Origin of the sequence: Sphingobacterium sp. UT-1RO-CII-1 (assembly GCF_026711005.1) — a bacterium.
In the GTDB taxonomy this organism is placed as follows: domain Bacteria; phylum Bacteroidota; class Bacteroidia; order Sphingobacteriales; family Sphingobacteriaceae; genus Sphingobacterium.
Genome location: NZ_JAPPVJ010000002.1, coordinates 716,549 through 731,931 on the forward strand (window position 1 = coordinate 716,549; position 15,383 = coordinate 731,931).

Annotated in this window: 10 protein-coding genes; 7 read left to right on the plus strand and 3 right to left on the minus strand. The window is 37.4% G+C overall.

Features of this window, described 5'->3' with window-relative positions; translation table 11 throughout:
• Positions 1-335: 335 nt before the first annotated feature.
• On the plus strand, positions 336-806 hold the full coding sequence (locus ORI89_RS06925; RefSeq protein WP_268229716.1) for a DUF7832 domain-containing protein: 471 nt from the start codon (positions 336-338) through the stop codon (positions 804-806).
• 57 nt (positions 807-863) lie between these two features.
• Here ORI89_RS06925 and ORI89_RS06930 read toward each other — a convergent pair whose 3' ends face one another.
• A complete protein-coding gene (locus ORI89_RS06930) occupies positions 864-1,541 on the minus strand; it encodes a hypothetical protein (RefSeq protein ID WP_268229717.1) in 678 nt (225 codons plus the stop codon).
• Between the two features lie 364 nt (positions 1,542-1,905).
• Here ORI89_RS06930 and ORI89_RS06935 point away from each other — a divergent pair, with 364 nt between their 5' ends.
• From ORI89_RS06935 to ORI89_RS06945, 3 genes are all read left to right on the plus strand, one after another.
• Entirely contained in the window at positions 1,906-2,226 is a 321-nt protein-coding gene (locus ORI89_RS06935; protein ID WP_268229718.1) for a DUF6660 family protein, read from the plus strand.
• A 142-nt stretch (positions 2,227-2,368) separates the two neighbouring features.
• The gene (locus ORI89_RS06940; protein ID WP_268229719.1) at positions 2,369-6,724 is read left to right on the plus strand and encodes a CusA/CzcA family heavy metal efflux RND transporter; all 4,356 of its coding nucleotides are present in this window, start codon (positions 2,369-2,371) and stop codon (positions 6,722-6,724) included.
• 14 nt (positions 6,725-6,738) lie between these two features.
• Complete coding sequence (locus ORI89_RS06945) at positions 6,739-8,082, plus strand: efflux RND transporter periplasmic adaptor subunit (protein ID WP_268229720.1); 1,344 nt, start codon at positions 6,739-6,741, stop codon at positions 8,080-8,082.
• A 79-nt stretch (positions 8,083-8,161) separates the two neighbouring features.
• Here the strand turns inward: ORI89_RS06945 and ORI89_RS06950 are convergent, their stop codons facing one another.
• Both ORI89_RS06950 and ORI89_RS06955 read right to left on the minus strand, forming a co-directional pair.
• Complete coding sequence (locus ORI89_RS06950) at positions 8,162-9,658, minus strand: hypothetical protein (protein ID WP_268229721.1); 1,497 nt, start codon at positions 9,656-9,658, stop codon at positions 8,162-8,164.
• Positions 9,659-9,748: 90 nt separating this feature from the next.
• On the minus strand, positions 9,749-10,093 hold the full coding sequence (locus ORI89_RS06955; RefSeq protein WP_268229722.1) for a DUF4870 domain-containing protein: 345 nt from the start codon (positions 10,091-10,093) through the stop codon (positions 9,749-9,751).
• A 234-nt stretch (positions 10,094-10,327) separates the two neighbouring features.
• Here ORI89_RS06955 and ORI89_RS06960 point away from each other — a divergent pair, with 234 nt between their 5' ends.
• The 3 genes from ORI89_RS06960 (at position 10,328) to ORI89_RS06970 (ending at position 15,377) form a co-directional block, all read left to right on the plus strand.
• Positions 10,328-12,559 (plus strand): sensor histidine kinase, encoded by a 2,232-nt coding sequence (locus tag ORI89_RS06960; protein WP_268229723.1) that lies wholly within the window; start codon positions 10,328-10,330, stop codon positions 12,557-12,559.
• Entirely contained in the window at positions 12,556-13,185 is a 630-nt protein-coding gene (locus tag ORI89_RS06965; RefSeq protein WP_268229724.1) for a response regulator transcription factor, read from the plus strand. Before ORI89_RS06960 ends, ORI89_RS06965 begins: the two co-directional genes overlap by 4 nt.
• Before the next feature lie 131 nt (positions 13,186-13,316).
• Positions 13,317-15,377 (plus strand): hypothetical protein, encoded by a 2,061-nt coding sequence (locus tag ORI89_RS06970; protein ID WP_268229725.1) that lies wholly within the window; start codon positions 13,317-13,319, stop codon positions 15,375-15,377.
• Positions 15,378-15,383 lie beyond the last annotated feature (6 nt).

A 15,383-nucleotide genomic window follows, 5' to 3' on the forward strand; every position in this document is an offset into this window, starting at 1 on the left:
ATCAATATTTAGGCAAAAAATAGATAATTCTTTGACAAGTTACATTTTTCTTCTCCTAAAAAATGAACCAACAAAGAATTAAAAGCTTATAAATTCAAATTAACAGCTTCTTAAAATTTATTTATGCTCTTACTTATAATACACTTCGAAAGTAAGTTCCATCTGCTCTATCAGAAAAAATAAAAATATAATATAAGTATAGCTTTTTAAAGCTGTTGTTCCAAAGTATCCCCTACCAATCGACCTTACATAAACTTAATATAGAAAACCCAAAACAATGGATTATTTTTGATGATAAGTGATTGAGAATATCAACATATAAAAGAAAGCAAACAATGGCAAAATACGACGATGCTTCATGGCATTATAGCGGTGACTACCCCGAAAACCTAGCGAATGAAAATGCTGCGACACACATAGGTATGTTCTTGACATGGTGCATAGATAATGACCTGATCTCGGAAGAACTGCGTGAAGATGCAGAACAAGAAATTGAGCTGGTAAAAAACAGAAGATTGAGTGGTGCTGAATTTTTAATCAAAATATGCGACGAAAAACTAAGCGATGTAGATTTAAACGAAGTGGGTAATAAATTTGCAAAAGATTACTACGAGGACGAAACCGACTTTGCCGAACAGTACAATTCGTTTGCAGACGACTACGCAGACACATTTGACGAACAAGCAGAAGCTAAGGGCTTTGAATATGAAAGTTTTTACCATGTAGAAAACACATTTGAAAACTACGAGTTGATAAAAACTGTAATAGACAGACGATTTCAAGAATGGTTAGCCTATAAAAAATAAACTCTTTTTAGTACTTACCTGTAAACACGTATAAAGGTATAGGACTCATACAGCCCTCTACGCGTAGAGTATCATTTTATTAGTATCGCTGATAACAAAACGATAGCCGTATTTCCAAAGCTCAAAGTAGGGCTTTAAAAAATCTATAGCTGGCCTGTTTTTATAGCGCGGATATTGGAAATAGGCGGAAAGATAATAGTCGCAACTAATCGAGTAATAGGCCTCGTCTAGGATAGCGACTAACGAATCCGTATCTGAGTTTTCGAGTCGCCAATTGGAAAAAGCTTCATACCACATTTCATGCATACTACTATCAAAATCAACAGCATCGGACTCGGCTATTTCAATAGTTTTGATACCTTGAAGAGCGTGCCAAAGCTCTTCATCCTGAATAAATTCGGCAAACAAAAGAAGATGTTTTAACAGATCTCGTCCTAAACTCTGTAACTGCTCTTTATCAGCAGTTTTGGAAGGAACAAAATAGCCTGGCGAAGCCCCCTGCTCGACGACACCCAGTACCTCTTGTGCTGTTACTTCAAAAATAGGTTTTAGACGTTCGTAAAACGTAGCGCCATTAGGTATTGGTTCAAATATTTTTTCTGCCTTCTCGCCGTAAGGCATAAAACATTGAAAATATGCGTAAAACTGATCGTCTAGATCTAGGTATTCGCTTTCGGTGTCCACCTCTTCGTCAATAAGTTTACCAAGGTAAAGGGCATATTCTTTTTGTGTCATGACTAATAATCTATATATTCACAAAGCTATAAGCACTCTGCTGCGATTAAAATACCAAAGATAAAAAATCATGTTTCTTAATTGATGCCGCTAACATCTTTTTATATTTACTATATTGAATTTATCTATGATATAATTAATAAACAGGCAATTATGATTAAGATTATTTACAGACCAAAGTTTAAGGTTGATAGAAGCTCTTTATTAGTGCTTATTCTATGTCTGGCTCTGATCTTACTGATGGTCATTTATTTTTGATATAGTTAAAAATGGTCCGTTAGAGTATGTATGCTTATAAAAATAGTATATCGCAACCGCTGAACTTTGCAATTCTATTGCATAATTATTTTTATACCTTTGGTGTATGATAAAATGGTCAGCAATACTATTAACTATTATTTTCACAGCGCTATCGGTACTGCAATGTACAGATGGTATAGCTGTAGTAATAGAAAATAGCACTTCACAAATTGCTAATAATGACCAAAAAGACACAGCAGACACTTGTTCTCCTTTGTGTGCATGTACATGTTGCGGAATATCAATAAGCCCATTTCAAAATAGCAAGGCGGTATTCCCTATTTTCTTAGTACAGCCGAAGGTAAAAAACAGTATTGTTAAAGATGTTTTTATAATTACTGACTACAACGCTAGCATCTGGCACCCTCCGCAATTTAACGTCTAATATTTAGGGAACTTGATTGTTCAACTATTGTACACTACGTTTCAAAATAGTTAACATACAATAATTTAATCCCTGTTTTTCTTTTTTCAAAGAGAAGACAACCTCTTGTTTTCTCAAGTTTTCAATCTAGAATAAAATAGACGTGTTAGATAGCATCATTAAATTTAGCATCAAAAACAAGTTCATTGTAGGAATAATGACCTTGATATTGATAATATGGGGAGTTTGGAGCGCCAGCAAACTGCCGATTGACGCTGTGCCGGATATCACAAATAACCAGGTACAGATCTTTACCTCAACCCCCACCTTGGCCAGCCAAGAAGTAGAACAGCTGGTTACGTTTCCGATCGAGCAAAGTATTGCAAATGTTCCCGACATTGAAGAGATACGTAGTATTTCAAGGTTTGGCCTATCTGTTATTACGGTGGTTTTTAAAGAAAATGTAGATATTTACTTTGCCCGCCAACTGATCAATGAAAAGCTAAAAGAAGCTTATGAAGCCATTCCTCAAGGAATAGGAGTTCCACAGATGGCTCCCGTAAGTACAGGACTGGGCGAAGTGTACCAGTATATTATACACCCCAAAAAAGGAAGCGAAGAAAAGTATACAGCTAAGGACTTGCGTACTATGCAGGATTGGATTGTCGCAAGGCAACTATACGGCACGCCTGGAATAGCCGAAGTAAATAGTTTTGGAGGAGAGCTTAAACAGTATGAAGTAGCGGTAGACCCTAACAAACTAAAAGCTATGAATGTCAGTGTGCCTGATATTTTTAAGGCACTTGAGCTTAATAATCAAAATACAGGCGGGGCATATATTGATAAAAAACCGAATGCTTACTTCATACGAGGAATAGGACTATTAACTTCATTGGAAGATGTAGGAAATATTCCTGTCAAGAAGAGTGGAACAGTGCCTATTTTGATTAAAGATGTAGCCGATGTACGTTTTGGAAGTGCGGTGAGATATGGTGCACTTACCTACAATGGAGAGGTAGATGCGGTAGGCGGCGTAGTAATGATGCTGAAAGGTGAAAATAGCAATGAAGTAGTACAGCGAATTAAAGAAAAACTACCTACTATTCAACAATCGCTACCTGAAGATGTGGTTATTGAGGCCTATCTAGATCGGACAGACCTCGTGGGAAGAGCGATAAAAACCGTGGAGAAAAACCTAATTGAAGGCTCGCTGATTGTCATATTTGTGCTTGTGTTATTCTTAGGAAACATGCGGGCAGGATTGATTGTAGCATCTGCTATACCTTTATCTCTCCTTTTTGCCTTAGGCATGATGAATGTCTTCGGAGTAAGTGCAAACCTGATGAGTTTAGGAGCTATAGACTTTGGGCTAATTGTGGATGGTGCCGTTATCGTAGTAGAGGCAACTTTGCATCATTTAGGCTTAAGAAAATCTACAGAAAAACTAACCCAAGAACAAATGGATCAAGAGGTGTTTGAATCGGCATCAAAGATCCGTACGGCTGCAGCTTTCGGTGAAATTATTATTCTCATTGTTTATATCCCTATTCTCACCTTAGTGGGTGTAGAGGGGAAAATGTTTACACCAATGGCTAAAACTGTAGGCTTCGCTATTTTGGGTGCGTTAATATTATCGTTGACTTATATTCCGATGATGTGCGCATTGTTTCTCCCTAAAAAAATGAGCGGTAAAAAAAGCTTTAGTGATCGAATGGTGGAAAAGATGCAAGGAATTTATGCCCCTCTACTACAAAAAGCAATTCGCCTGAAGTACGCAATTATCACTATCGCCGTAGCATTGTTTGCAAGCAGTATATTTTTATTCAATAGAATGGGAGGCGAATTTATACCGCAACTACAGGAGGGGGATTTCGCTTTTCACTGTATTTTACCCCAAGGTAGTTCTCTGAGCCAAAGTATAGAGACATCGATGCAAGCATCACGTCTAATCAAAGAGTTTGACGAAGTGAAAATGGTTGTAGGCAAGACAGGAGCTGCCGAAGTGCCCACAGACCCCATGCCTCCAGAGGCCACTGACCTCATGATTATATTAAAACCGCAAAGTGAATGGACATCGGGACGCTCTTTTAGCGAACTCGGGGATGCTATGATGGAACGATTAGAAGTGATACCCGGTGTATTTTTTGAGAAAAACCAACCCATACAAATGCGTTTTAATGAGCTAATGACAGGTATTAGACAAGATGTAGCTGTGAAAATTTTCGGAGAAAATATAGATAGTCTAGCGACTTATGCTAAACAAGTGAGTGAAGTTATTCAAACAATTGAAGGCGCAACACCACCACAGGTAGAACGGGTAAGTGGACTACCACAGATTAATGTAGATTATGATCGGGCGAGAATGGCAAATTATGGATTAACTGTAGAAGAGGTCAATGATATGTTGAGCACTGCCTTTGCAGGAAAAAGCGCCGGCCTTATTTATGAAAACGAACGAAGATTTGACCTGGTCGTAAGATTGGACAGCACCTACAGAAGTGATATTTCTGATGTCCAAAACCTGATGATACCACTGCCTGATGGAAACCAGATTCCGCTTTATCAAATTGCGGAGATCGACTATAAACTCGGTCCAGCCCAGATAAGCAGAGAAGCTGGCAAAAGAAGAATAGTAATCGGTTTTAACGTAGCAGGAAGAGATGTGCAGAGTGTGGTCCAAGATATACAGGAAGAGCTTGGCAAAAAAGTAAAGTTACCAGCGGGATATTATTTTACTTATGGTGGCCAATTTGAAAACTTGCAAAAAGCAAGTCAACGTTTAATGATTGCAGTGCCTATATCACTGTTATTGATTTTCGTACTCTTATACTTTACGTTTCACTCTCTAAAACAAGCGACCTTGATATTTACAGCAATCCCCATGAGTGCAATAGGTGGTGTTTACGCCTTATTGCTAAGAGATATGCCTTTTAGTATAAGTGCAGGCATTGGTTTTATAGCCTTGTTTGGTGTAGCCGTACTAAATGGTATTGTATTGATCGGAAAATTTAACGAACTGGAAAAAGATGGTATAAAAGATATCTTCGAGCGGGTAAAAAAAGGCACGCTCATCCGCTTACGCCCCGTATTAATGACCGGTATGGTGGCTTCACTAGGATTCTTGCCCATGGCAATAAGTACAAGTGCAGGTGCGGAAGTGCAAAAACCCTTGGCGACAGTAGTCATAGGCGGCTTATTTACAGCCACTTTACTAACATTATTTGTATTACCCCTACTATATATCATTTTCAATTCAAAAATGAAGGCGAAAGTAGGTTCTAAGGCTATAAAAGCTCTTGGTTTACTGCTATTATTGGCTTTTGGATCTACCGTAGCAGTAGCACAGCAACCCTTGACAATAGAACAAGCCATAACAATAGGAATACAGAACAGTAGAGAGCTAAAAGCAAATGATATGGACATAGCAGCGACCAAAGCACTACGAAAAACGACAAGTGAACTGCCTCAAACAGATGTCAATTTTCAATACGGAAATAGTGGTGGCTTTGCTAATGACGATGGTATCATGATTTCGCAAACAATACCTTTTCCAACTCTTTTTGGTGCTCGAAAAGACCTGATTAAAGCACAGGTGAAAAATAAAGAGTGGTTAAAAACATTGTCCGAGAATAGTATCAAGAGCGAGATAAGGACTTACTACTATCAGCTTGAATATCTCCAGAATAATAACCGAACATTAGCCGAGCTGGATAGCATATACCTCGACTTTATTGAGATAGCAAGACTACGATTTAAAACAGGAGATACTAAAAGAATAGATATCAGTACAGCAGAAACTAAACAAGGGGAAATACGCTTGCTGTATCAGGAAAATAAAGTGTTAGAAAATATTGCTTACGACAACCTTAAGAATTTACTACAAGTAGAAGAGGATTTTAAAATCGTAAGCCCAGACGGTTACCGCCCTCTAGCAATAACAGAACTGATTGATAAATCGGTTGTAGCCAAACACCCTCAAGTTCAATTATTATACCAAGAAGCGCAACTTGCTTCGGAAAATAAAAAATTAGAAAAAGCAATGGGCTTGCCCCAATTTACCTTGGGTTATAACAACATTTCCTTGATAGGCACACATACTAAAAACGGAGTGGATAGTTATTACGGAAGAGGCCAAAGATTTAACTACTTTAATATCGGCATATCTATTCCTTTCACGTATGGCGCAACAAAAGCACGTATACGTGCACTGGACTTTCAAAAGAAATCAGCCGAATTAGCCGCAGAATGGCAAACACAAAAACTAGAGACAGAGCTGAACAACGCTATTAAAAGCTACAGACAAAACATAGAGCAGTATCAATATTTTGTGGAAAAAGCGATTCCTAACAGTAAGGATATTATAGAAGCTTCTCAATTGGGCTACCGCACAGGAGACATATCGTACGTAGAATATTTATTCTCGGTGCAAACAGCAACAGATACACAGATTAGCTACCTAAAAAGTATACAAAAGGTAAATGAATCGGCGATTTACATCTATTCTTTATTAAACAGATAAATAATTTTAAAGTCATGAAATTTAAAATAAATAATTCAATCGTTCTCTTGACAGTACTGACCTTAAGTGCTTTTGGATTTGCATGCAGCTCCAAGAAAGATAAGGGTACAGAAGAAACCAAAATTGAAAATATAGAACAAAGCTCGGATGCAGCACACACAGAGGAAGATGAGGACACAACCTCATTGACTCCCGAACAAATGGACGCCGTGGGTATAACCCTTGGAAATATCGAAAACAAAAATATGACAGCTGTAATTAAAGCAAATGGAACATTGCGAGTGCCGAATAAAAATAGAGCCAATGCAACGTCTCTGTATGGTGGCGTAATAAAAACACTAAACGTAGAATTAGGCGATTATGTGCGTAAAGGACAAGTTATAGCAACTATAGAAAACCCTCAGTTTATACTGCTACAAGAGGAGTTCTTAAGTTTGGAAAGTAGCATTGTTTTGGCCGAACAAGAGTTGGAAAGACAAAAGGAACTCAATGCAGGAAATGCCGGAGCGAAAAAAAATCTACAGGATGCAACCTCCAAACTTAGCGCACTACGCACCAAAAAAGCTTCCCTACTGCGACAGATTCAAATGATGGGAATTAACCCAGGAACAATAAGCACGACGAATTTAAAAAATATATTAGCCGTAAGCAGCCCCATAAATGGCAATATCAGTAATGTATACGCCAAAGTAGGCAGCTATGTCGATGTTACTTTTCCTTTAGTGGAGATAATAGATAACAGCATGATGCATGTAGATATGCAAGTTTTTGAAAAGGATATTCCAAATATTAAAATAGGGCAGCGTGTTAATTTTGTGGTAACAAATAACCCAGCTAAAAATTATACCGCTACAGTATTTAACATAGGTTCATCATTTGAAAATGATGGCAAATCAATTGCCGTACACAGTGCTATTGAAGGCGAAAAAAATGGCTTAATAGACGGAATGAACATTGTAGGCACACTGGATATTGACGACACCTATGTGACCGCAGTACCCAATGAGGCCTTAGTAGATGTAGACGGTAAAACCTATATTTTTGTGCATATTGATAAAGGGGATCAGGCCCCCCACAAAAAAGAAGAACACCTGCATAAAGAGGGCGACGACCACGACCACACTAACGAAAAGGAACATGTGCACCCCGAAGGTGAAAAACACGATCACAGTGCTGAAAGTAAAGATAGAAATGGTGCAGTCAATTTTAAAAAATATGAAGTTATAAAAGGGACATCATATATGGGTTACACAGCAATTACAGCAGTAAGTGAACTGCCTCCTCATATCAAAATAGTAACAAAGGGCGCTTTTTTTATACTTGCCAAGATGAACGATACTGGAGGGCACGAACATTAAAAAATAACAGTTGTATTTTTGATATGGCCTGCTTAAGTTTCCGAGCAGGCCATATCAAAAATAATAAGATTAATTAGGCTTACAATGCCCTATACTCGGCACCTGTCGGAATATCAATGTAAAAGTAGATATCGTCTTTATTGTCGTCAGTGAGTCGAACTAGACCACTGGAATAAATATACGTATACCCTGGAGTGACGATCTCGCTTTTGGTTTTATTATTGTAGAGGTAATATTTACCTTCCAATTCTTTTTGTATAGCAAAAATTTGATTTTTATCATCTAATATGCTTACCGAATAATAATTGGGCTGCATTTCCCATAATTTGCTCTGCGCATTCCATAAGCCCTCTTTTACAGGCTCGTTTTCAAGCTGCGTTTTAACAATATAAAGGCTATCAGAGTCATACACATAGCTAGACTTGAGTTTACCGAGATCTTGGCCAAGAACTTCTTCTGAAAAAAGCATATACCTATCAGGCCATACCATATAGCCGATTTGATCGATTATGTAAAAGTCATCAACCTGAATTTCATTCAACAGATTTCCCTGGATATCGATATATAACCAATCGTAAGCCCACACCGCATGATCATAGTTGAATCTTCCTAAAATAAAGTAGGGAGAATTGTTTACAGAATATACAAAACCGACTTCTTTTAAAAAGGCTAGTTGATCCGCTGTAGCATGCTTTATGTGCTTAGGGAAAGCTTTATCATACTGTGGAAAAACGTAAACATCTTGATTCTTCCCTCCTTTTAAAAGCTTAGGCACAACAGGCGCATAACGATCCATGTTTATAGAGTCCAGCACTAAAGGCTGATTATTGAAATCTAGCTGTAGCTGGTTTGTACCAACAAAATTTGCTAAGACCGGTTGGCTACTCTGTATATCGTAAAGACTAAAACGACTTTCATGATAAGGAATATAACGCCCCTTATCTAGTGTATAGGCAATTCCTTCTTTTAATTTTTTAAGTTTCTTGTTTTTGATTTCATACAAGAAATCGTTTAAGACAATATGGTTATCATTAAGCATGGAATAGCGCAAACTAAAATCATCTTCAGCGTAAGGAACATTTTTCGACAAAATGAGTTGGTCGCTCTCTATGATACGAATTTCAACACGGTGATAAGTTTGCTCTTTTTTAATACCACCCCCCAATATGTTCATCTCCCATTTCCAAACAGGCATCGTTTTTTCATACTCTCGTACGGTCATCATTAGCGTAAAGTCTGAAACTGGCATTAATTCAATCGTGTTCTCCGTATAATCGACGATAATATTACCCGCGGTATCGATCAATGCGCTGCGCCTGTCAGCATCTTGCACGAGCGCATAGCCGGTAGACAAAAAAGGAGCTGCATGCGTATATGTTCCAGGCAGTTTCTGATTCATTTTTTTATCTACATATATAAAATCGCCTTCCTTAGTTAGGTAAGGCATCCAGTCTATATCTTGCACAGATTTTTCATTAGTTGTAGCAGACCGAACATCTTGCGCTTTATCTGCTCCCTGAACACAGGAAGTCATAAATAGCAGATGTAAAATATAAGAGATGATTTTCAATTTCATATTTTGAGAGTGAGAAAATATAAAAGTACTCATCAAGATGAAAAGAAGTTGCTACAAAAAGTAAGCAACTTCTTAAACCTATATAGAGTACTAAATCATTGAAAACCATTTTTGAAACAAAGGCCCAACAACAGGTATACCTTTTTCCTGTTTGTTGACAGCCCCTAGAATACCTAAAACAACAACAAAAAGAACAATAATACCCACAACTTTGCCAAGTATCTCTCCGATGCCAGGAATAAAACTAACACATCCTAAAAATAAAGCAGCGGCCGTAATACCAATACTTTGACGGATATGAAAGCGTCCCAGCGATGTTGGGTTGCTGTTGTTCATCACTAATGCAGCAACGAGCCCTATAATAGTCAGATAAGAAACGATAGCTACTGTTTTTCCTTGATCGGCTTCTCCTAAATTACTTCTACTTTTGTCCATGATTATAATGTTGTTTAAATGAATACAATTAACGTTTACAAAGTTGTACTTATTGAAAGTTTAATCCTATAGCTGAAACTGGGGATATTTATGCTAGGTAATACAATAACAGAAAATAGTTGAAAGCAGGGATTGCATAACTTAATAAAAGGAAGAATATTTGCACTGCAAAATATAGTATATGCAAGTAATTAGTATAAAGCGATGGGTCTAAATAAAATAGGTTTCAAATTAATGATAAAGTTTCTCTGTATAAGCTTTATGTTTTTATGCGCAGTAAAGCCTAGCCATGCACAAGAAGTTTTAGATAATTTGAAAACACAGTATGAAAATACAAGTGCAGATAACCCAGAAAAATTTTATATAGCCGGTAAATACATACAGGCCTTGTTTTTCAATAAAAAAGAACAACTGGCCTATACTATCCTAGATGAAAATATCAAAAAAGCTGTACAGTTAAAAGATGGAGGTTATGCAGCCTATCTCTATGCTATTGAAGCTATGAGTAACCGCATCAATGAAGAAACAGAAGCTTCAAAAAGTAGCTTGAGAAAAGCAAAAGACTTTGCGGAAAGGTCAAAAAATCAAGAAATAAAAGGTTATGTAAGCTATTGCGAAGGTTGGCTCTTAGTGAGAGACAATAAAGAAGGCGAGGCTGTAAGAAGTTTTTTAAATGCAATAAATCATTTTGATGCCGCACCAGCCTCGCCTACGCTGAACAGCCGCAAATCGTCAACCTACAAGGAACTAACTTCTATATATGCAAATTGGAACGAATATCAGCTTCAAGAAAAATACAGTCAGCTTGCGCTAAACCTTGCTAGACAGCAAAAGGATCCTGTAGCAATCTTTGATGCTTACATGCTGATGGGCTATATGTATGAACAACGATATATAGCAGATGAAAGCAACCTACACACACGTGACCAAGCGGAGCAATATTACCTAAAAGCGATTGATACCTACAATAAGAATAAAAATAAAATCCCCTTCCCTTCTAGCCTTTCTTTTGTAGCCAATAACTTGGCCAATTTGTACCATAGGTTTTTCCCAGCGTCATATAAAGATAAAGTGATTTTTTATGCTGACCTTGCCCGAAAACAAGGATTGGCAACAGGGCAGTATACCCATGTCGCCTCAGCATACGGCATTATGGCAGAAGTAGCGGTTAAAAACAATGAACCCGAGCGCGCTAAAGAATACCTACTTGCCGCACTAACAACCATTACACAGAGCGCTGTTTATGATCAAAATATTATGCTGAGTATTTACGAAAGTCTTTCGGATATTGCAGAGTCAGAAAACAATCTGGTCGAAGCTATTCATTATCAGCGGGCGTATATGGAGACGTTTAAATCTATACACAACCAAGAACAACTCGAATTGGGACGCAAATTGGAAGCGCAATTTGAGAAAGAAAGACAACAGCAAGAGCTTATCAATATGCAGCTAGAAGCTGATAAGAAAGAACAGCAGATCAGTTTGATGCACAGCATTAGTTTACAGCAAAAGCAAGAGTTTGAGAACCTAAAGCTGCATGAGGAAAACCAACGAAAGAAACTGGAATTAACGGAGTTAGAGTCGATAAAAAGATCGCAAGAACTTAAACTATCACGTTTAGAAGCACAAAACCGTGCCCAAGATATATTGAATTACAAAAATGAAATTGTATACAAAGAAAAAATAAGCAAGTATTATATTAGCTTAATTGTCGTGTTTTTACTGGCTGTTATTTTCCTTCTATACGCTTATAAACAACGTTCAAGAAGTTTACGACAAAATAGAGAGCTCTATAATTTCAGTCTGGATAAAGAAAGGCAGAATGTGAAAATTGCTACCCTAACGGCGATGCTCGATGGGCAAGAAAAAGAAAGAGGACGGATGGCACGCGATTTGCACGATGGCCTCGGCGGATTATTATCCAGTACAAAAATTAGCCTATCGCAATTAAGCGATCAGGTGGCATCCCCGATTAAAAACGATCTGGAGAACTCGCTGAAACAGATGGATACAGCTGTGGAAGAATTGCGTCGGGTAGCACACAACCTGATGCCTGATTTACTGAATAGATACGGCTTACAAGAGGCATTAAAAGATTATGCTGCACGGATGTCAAACGAACGTTTAGATATTGACGTACAGTTTTTGCATATGGAGAGTGATTTGGAAAAGGATAAACAGCTTCTGATTTATCGGATCATACAAGAATTGGTGAATAATGCCATTAAACACGCCTCGGCAAAACAGATATTAATACAACTTGTAGAAGAGGAAACTCAATACCACCTAACAGTAGAGGATGATGGAGAGGGCTTTGACGTAGAAAAAGTGAAGGGCAATCAATCGGCAGGTTTGCATAATATTCAATATAGAATTGATTTCTTAAAAGGAAAACTACATATACACTCGGAGATAAACGTTGGAACAAGTGTAGAAATCACCTTTCCTAAAAACAATACGAAATGACAAAAATAGCCATTACAGATGATCACCCTTTATTGTTAGAAGGGTTGAGAAATATATTATCCCAAGAAGAGGGCTTTGAGGTCGTAGGTTGTTACCCTGACGCTACCAAAATGGAAGCAGGATTAGCTAATACAGCCATTGATGTGTTATTGTTGGACATAAACCTACCCGATGCTAATAGCATTGAACTGGTGAAGCCTTTGAGATCAAAATATCCCGCTACGCAGATCATCATCATTAGTGTACATAATGAATATGCAGTAATTAATAGTGTATTAGAGCAAGGTGCACGTGGCTATATGCAAAAGAATGCTTCTGTAGAAGAAATTATTTCGGGTGTAAATAGAGTGTTGGACGGAGATATATTTTTATGCTCGCAGACAAAACTAGTCGTGGATAAAAAAACAAAAGATGAACTGCGCACTGTACCTAAGCTGACTAGAAGAGAAAAAGAGGTGCTCACAGAAGCTGCATCAGGCCTAACAACTGCACAGATAGCAGAAAAACTATTTATTAGCCCACATACAGTAGAGAGCCATAGAAAGAACCTGATTGAGAAATTTGGCACAAAAAACTTAAGCTCAGCAATTAAACTAGCAACCGAATACGGATTGATCATACAATAATCTATACTGCAGGGCACAAAACCCCTGTTTTCGGGGATGGTGAATCCCTAAATTAGTGGATAACTTTGTATTAACGGTTAGCCAAATATACAGGAGGATAATATTGACCGTTGATATAACATACTATATATATGAAATTAAAATTTTTAATTTTCTCAGCGATTCCATTTTTAACAACAATCGCTTCTCATGCTCAGGACTTGAGCAGCAAAATACCGGCAGAAAGCCAATTTGTTGTAAGTATAAACAACAAGGGTATTATAGAAAGCAGTTCGCTGAGTTTATGGAGTGAAACGTTAGCTAAAATTGGAGCCATAGAAGAAGAAACCAATGGCATAAAGATGTCCGTGAAAGAGCTTCTTGAGCAGGATTTAGATCTTAATAAGCAAGCTTATATCTACCGAACAAGCTCAGATAGTTTAAACTACACGGGAATATTATTCCCACTGAAAGCCGGGCATCGTATTCAAGAACACATGTTCTCTAAATTTAACGAAATCCCAAGCTATAAAGGTTATGAAAAAAGAGTGTCACAAGACGGGAAAACACAAGTAGCTTGGAATGGGGAAAGCTTACTGATTTTGACAGGATCGCTAAACGACAGTTATTTTCAAATACAAGAGGTTGGCGACCGTTACGGTCTAAATCTTGAAGCATACGGATATGATGCATGGGAGTACAACGATACATTAGCAGACGCAGCGGAAGAAGTTATCTGGAACATAGAAAATGAAGCGGCTACAGTAGATACATTAACAACAGAAGACCTAGAAGAATGGGATTGGGAAGAAGAAGAAATGGAAGCAGAGAGTTTAGATGAATGGGAAGAGGATTATAATGAAGAGGAAGCCACAGTGGCTATTGAAAATTGGGAAGACTGGGAAGCAGTAGGAGATTCAGCAGAAGCTACAGACTGGGATTTTGATTCCGACAGTAGCTATTATGACGAATATGATATGGAAACAGATTCTATTTATCTATTGAACCAAGAAAGGATAGCAATAAATGATTCAATCAAAAATGAGTTATTCATGCAATGGTTTCCCAAAGACTTTGACAATTACTTAGAGCCACAAAATAATCTAGCTAAGAATAAAGCTATACATATCAATGATAATAAAGTCTTAGTACGTATGTGGATACCAAATTTAGATCAAGCCTATCAAGAAGCTTTGCCTTACGATATCTTAGAAGTAGCATATGGTGTTCGTATCAGAGATATTAAGTATGGCTATCAAGATGCTACACTAGATCTCATCCAAGATAAACATACGATTAAACTAGCAGGTACTGTAAATGTGGATCAAGAGATGATTCGCTTTTTCAAAGAGCTTTATAAAAACAAATTAAATAAAGATTTTATAAAATACATTCCGGATAATCATTTAGCTTATGTTTCTTTAAATATTAGCACAGAAGGATATCTGCAGCAATTGCCTACCCTAGTTTCGCGTTGGTATGCGCCCATGATGAGTGAAGAATATGCTGACATATTGAGCCTTGCTACTACAGCTTTAGAAATTGGATTGGACGAAAAAGCGATAGGAAAACTAATGAAAGGAGATAATTTATTTTTCCTCAATGACCTACAGAAAGTGTCTAAAGAATATATCGACTATGAATATGATGAAAATTACGATTATGTAGAAGTTACAAAAACCAAAGAGGAATACGTGCCTAGCTATCTATGGATGTTTACCTCTGAGGATCAGCGCTTGTTCAAAACAATTCTTGCATATGCAGTAAAAAAAGAAGAAGCTACACACGATAACGATATTTATACTATTGCAGAAAAAGACAATAGAGAAGCTATCCACATTCTTTTCAAGAAAGATATTGTATTTGTAGGAAGCGACATCGATCAAATCAAATCTATTCAGGAAAACAGGTTTAAAAGTAACTCACAGGCTAGTATCAAGAAAGATATAATGAAGTACCCCTTCAATTTTGTAGTACATACTCCCGCTATTCCTGAGATGATACAAAAACTAGAAATACCGGTCACTGAATCTTGGAAAAAACAACTAAAGAGCCTTTCTGACTATGGTGATGTTCAAATTAAGTCGAACACCGTAAATAATAAGGGAATATACGGTGAGCTGTCTCTTGAATTGCCTAAAAAAGATAAAAGTGCACTTGAACATCTGTTAAAACAGATCATGGAGAACTTAAATAATAGCGATACAAACTAAGTATAC

Coding starts and splice junctions, on each gene's coding strand:
- ORI89_RS06925 (WP_268229716.1), top strand. CDS start 336: ATGGCAAAATACGACGATGCTTCATGGCATTATAGCGGTGACTACCCC.
- ORI89_RS06930 (WP_268229717.1), bottom strand. CDS start 1,541: ATGACACAAAAAGAATATGCCCTTTACCTTGGTAAACTTATTGACGAA.
- ORI89_RS06935 (WP_268229718.1), top strand. CDS start 1,906: ATGATAAAATGGTCAGCAATACTATTAACTATTATTTTCACAGCGCTA.
- ORI89_RS06945 (WP_268229720.1), top strand. CDS start 6,739: ATGAAATTTAAAATAAATAATTCAATCGTTCTCTTGACAGTACTGACC.
- ORI89_RS06950 (WP_268229721.1), bottom strand. CDS start 9,658: ATGAAATTGAAAATCATCTCTTATATTTTACATCTGCTATTTATGACT.
- ORI89_RS06955 (WP_268229722.1), bottom strand. CDS start 10,093: ATGGACAAAAGTAGAAGTAATTTAGGAGAAGCCGATCAAGGAAAAACA.
- ORI89_RS06960 (WP_268229723.1), top strand. CDS start 10,328: ATGATAAAGTTTCTCTGTATAAGCTTTATGTTTTTATGCGCAGTAAAG.
- ORI89_RS06965 (WP_268229724.1), top strand. CDS start 12,556: ATGACAAAAATAGCCATTACAGATGATCACCCTTTATTGTTAGAAGGG.
- ORI89_RS06970 (WP_268229725.1), top strand. CDS start 13,317: ATGAAATTAAAATTTTTAATTTTCTCAGCGATTCCATTTTTAACAACA.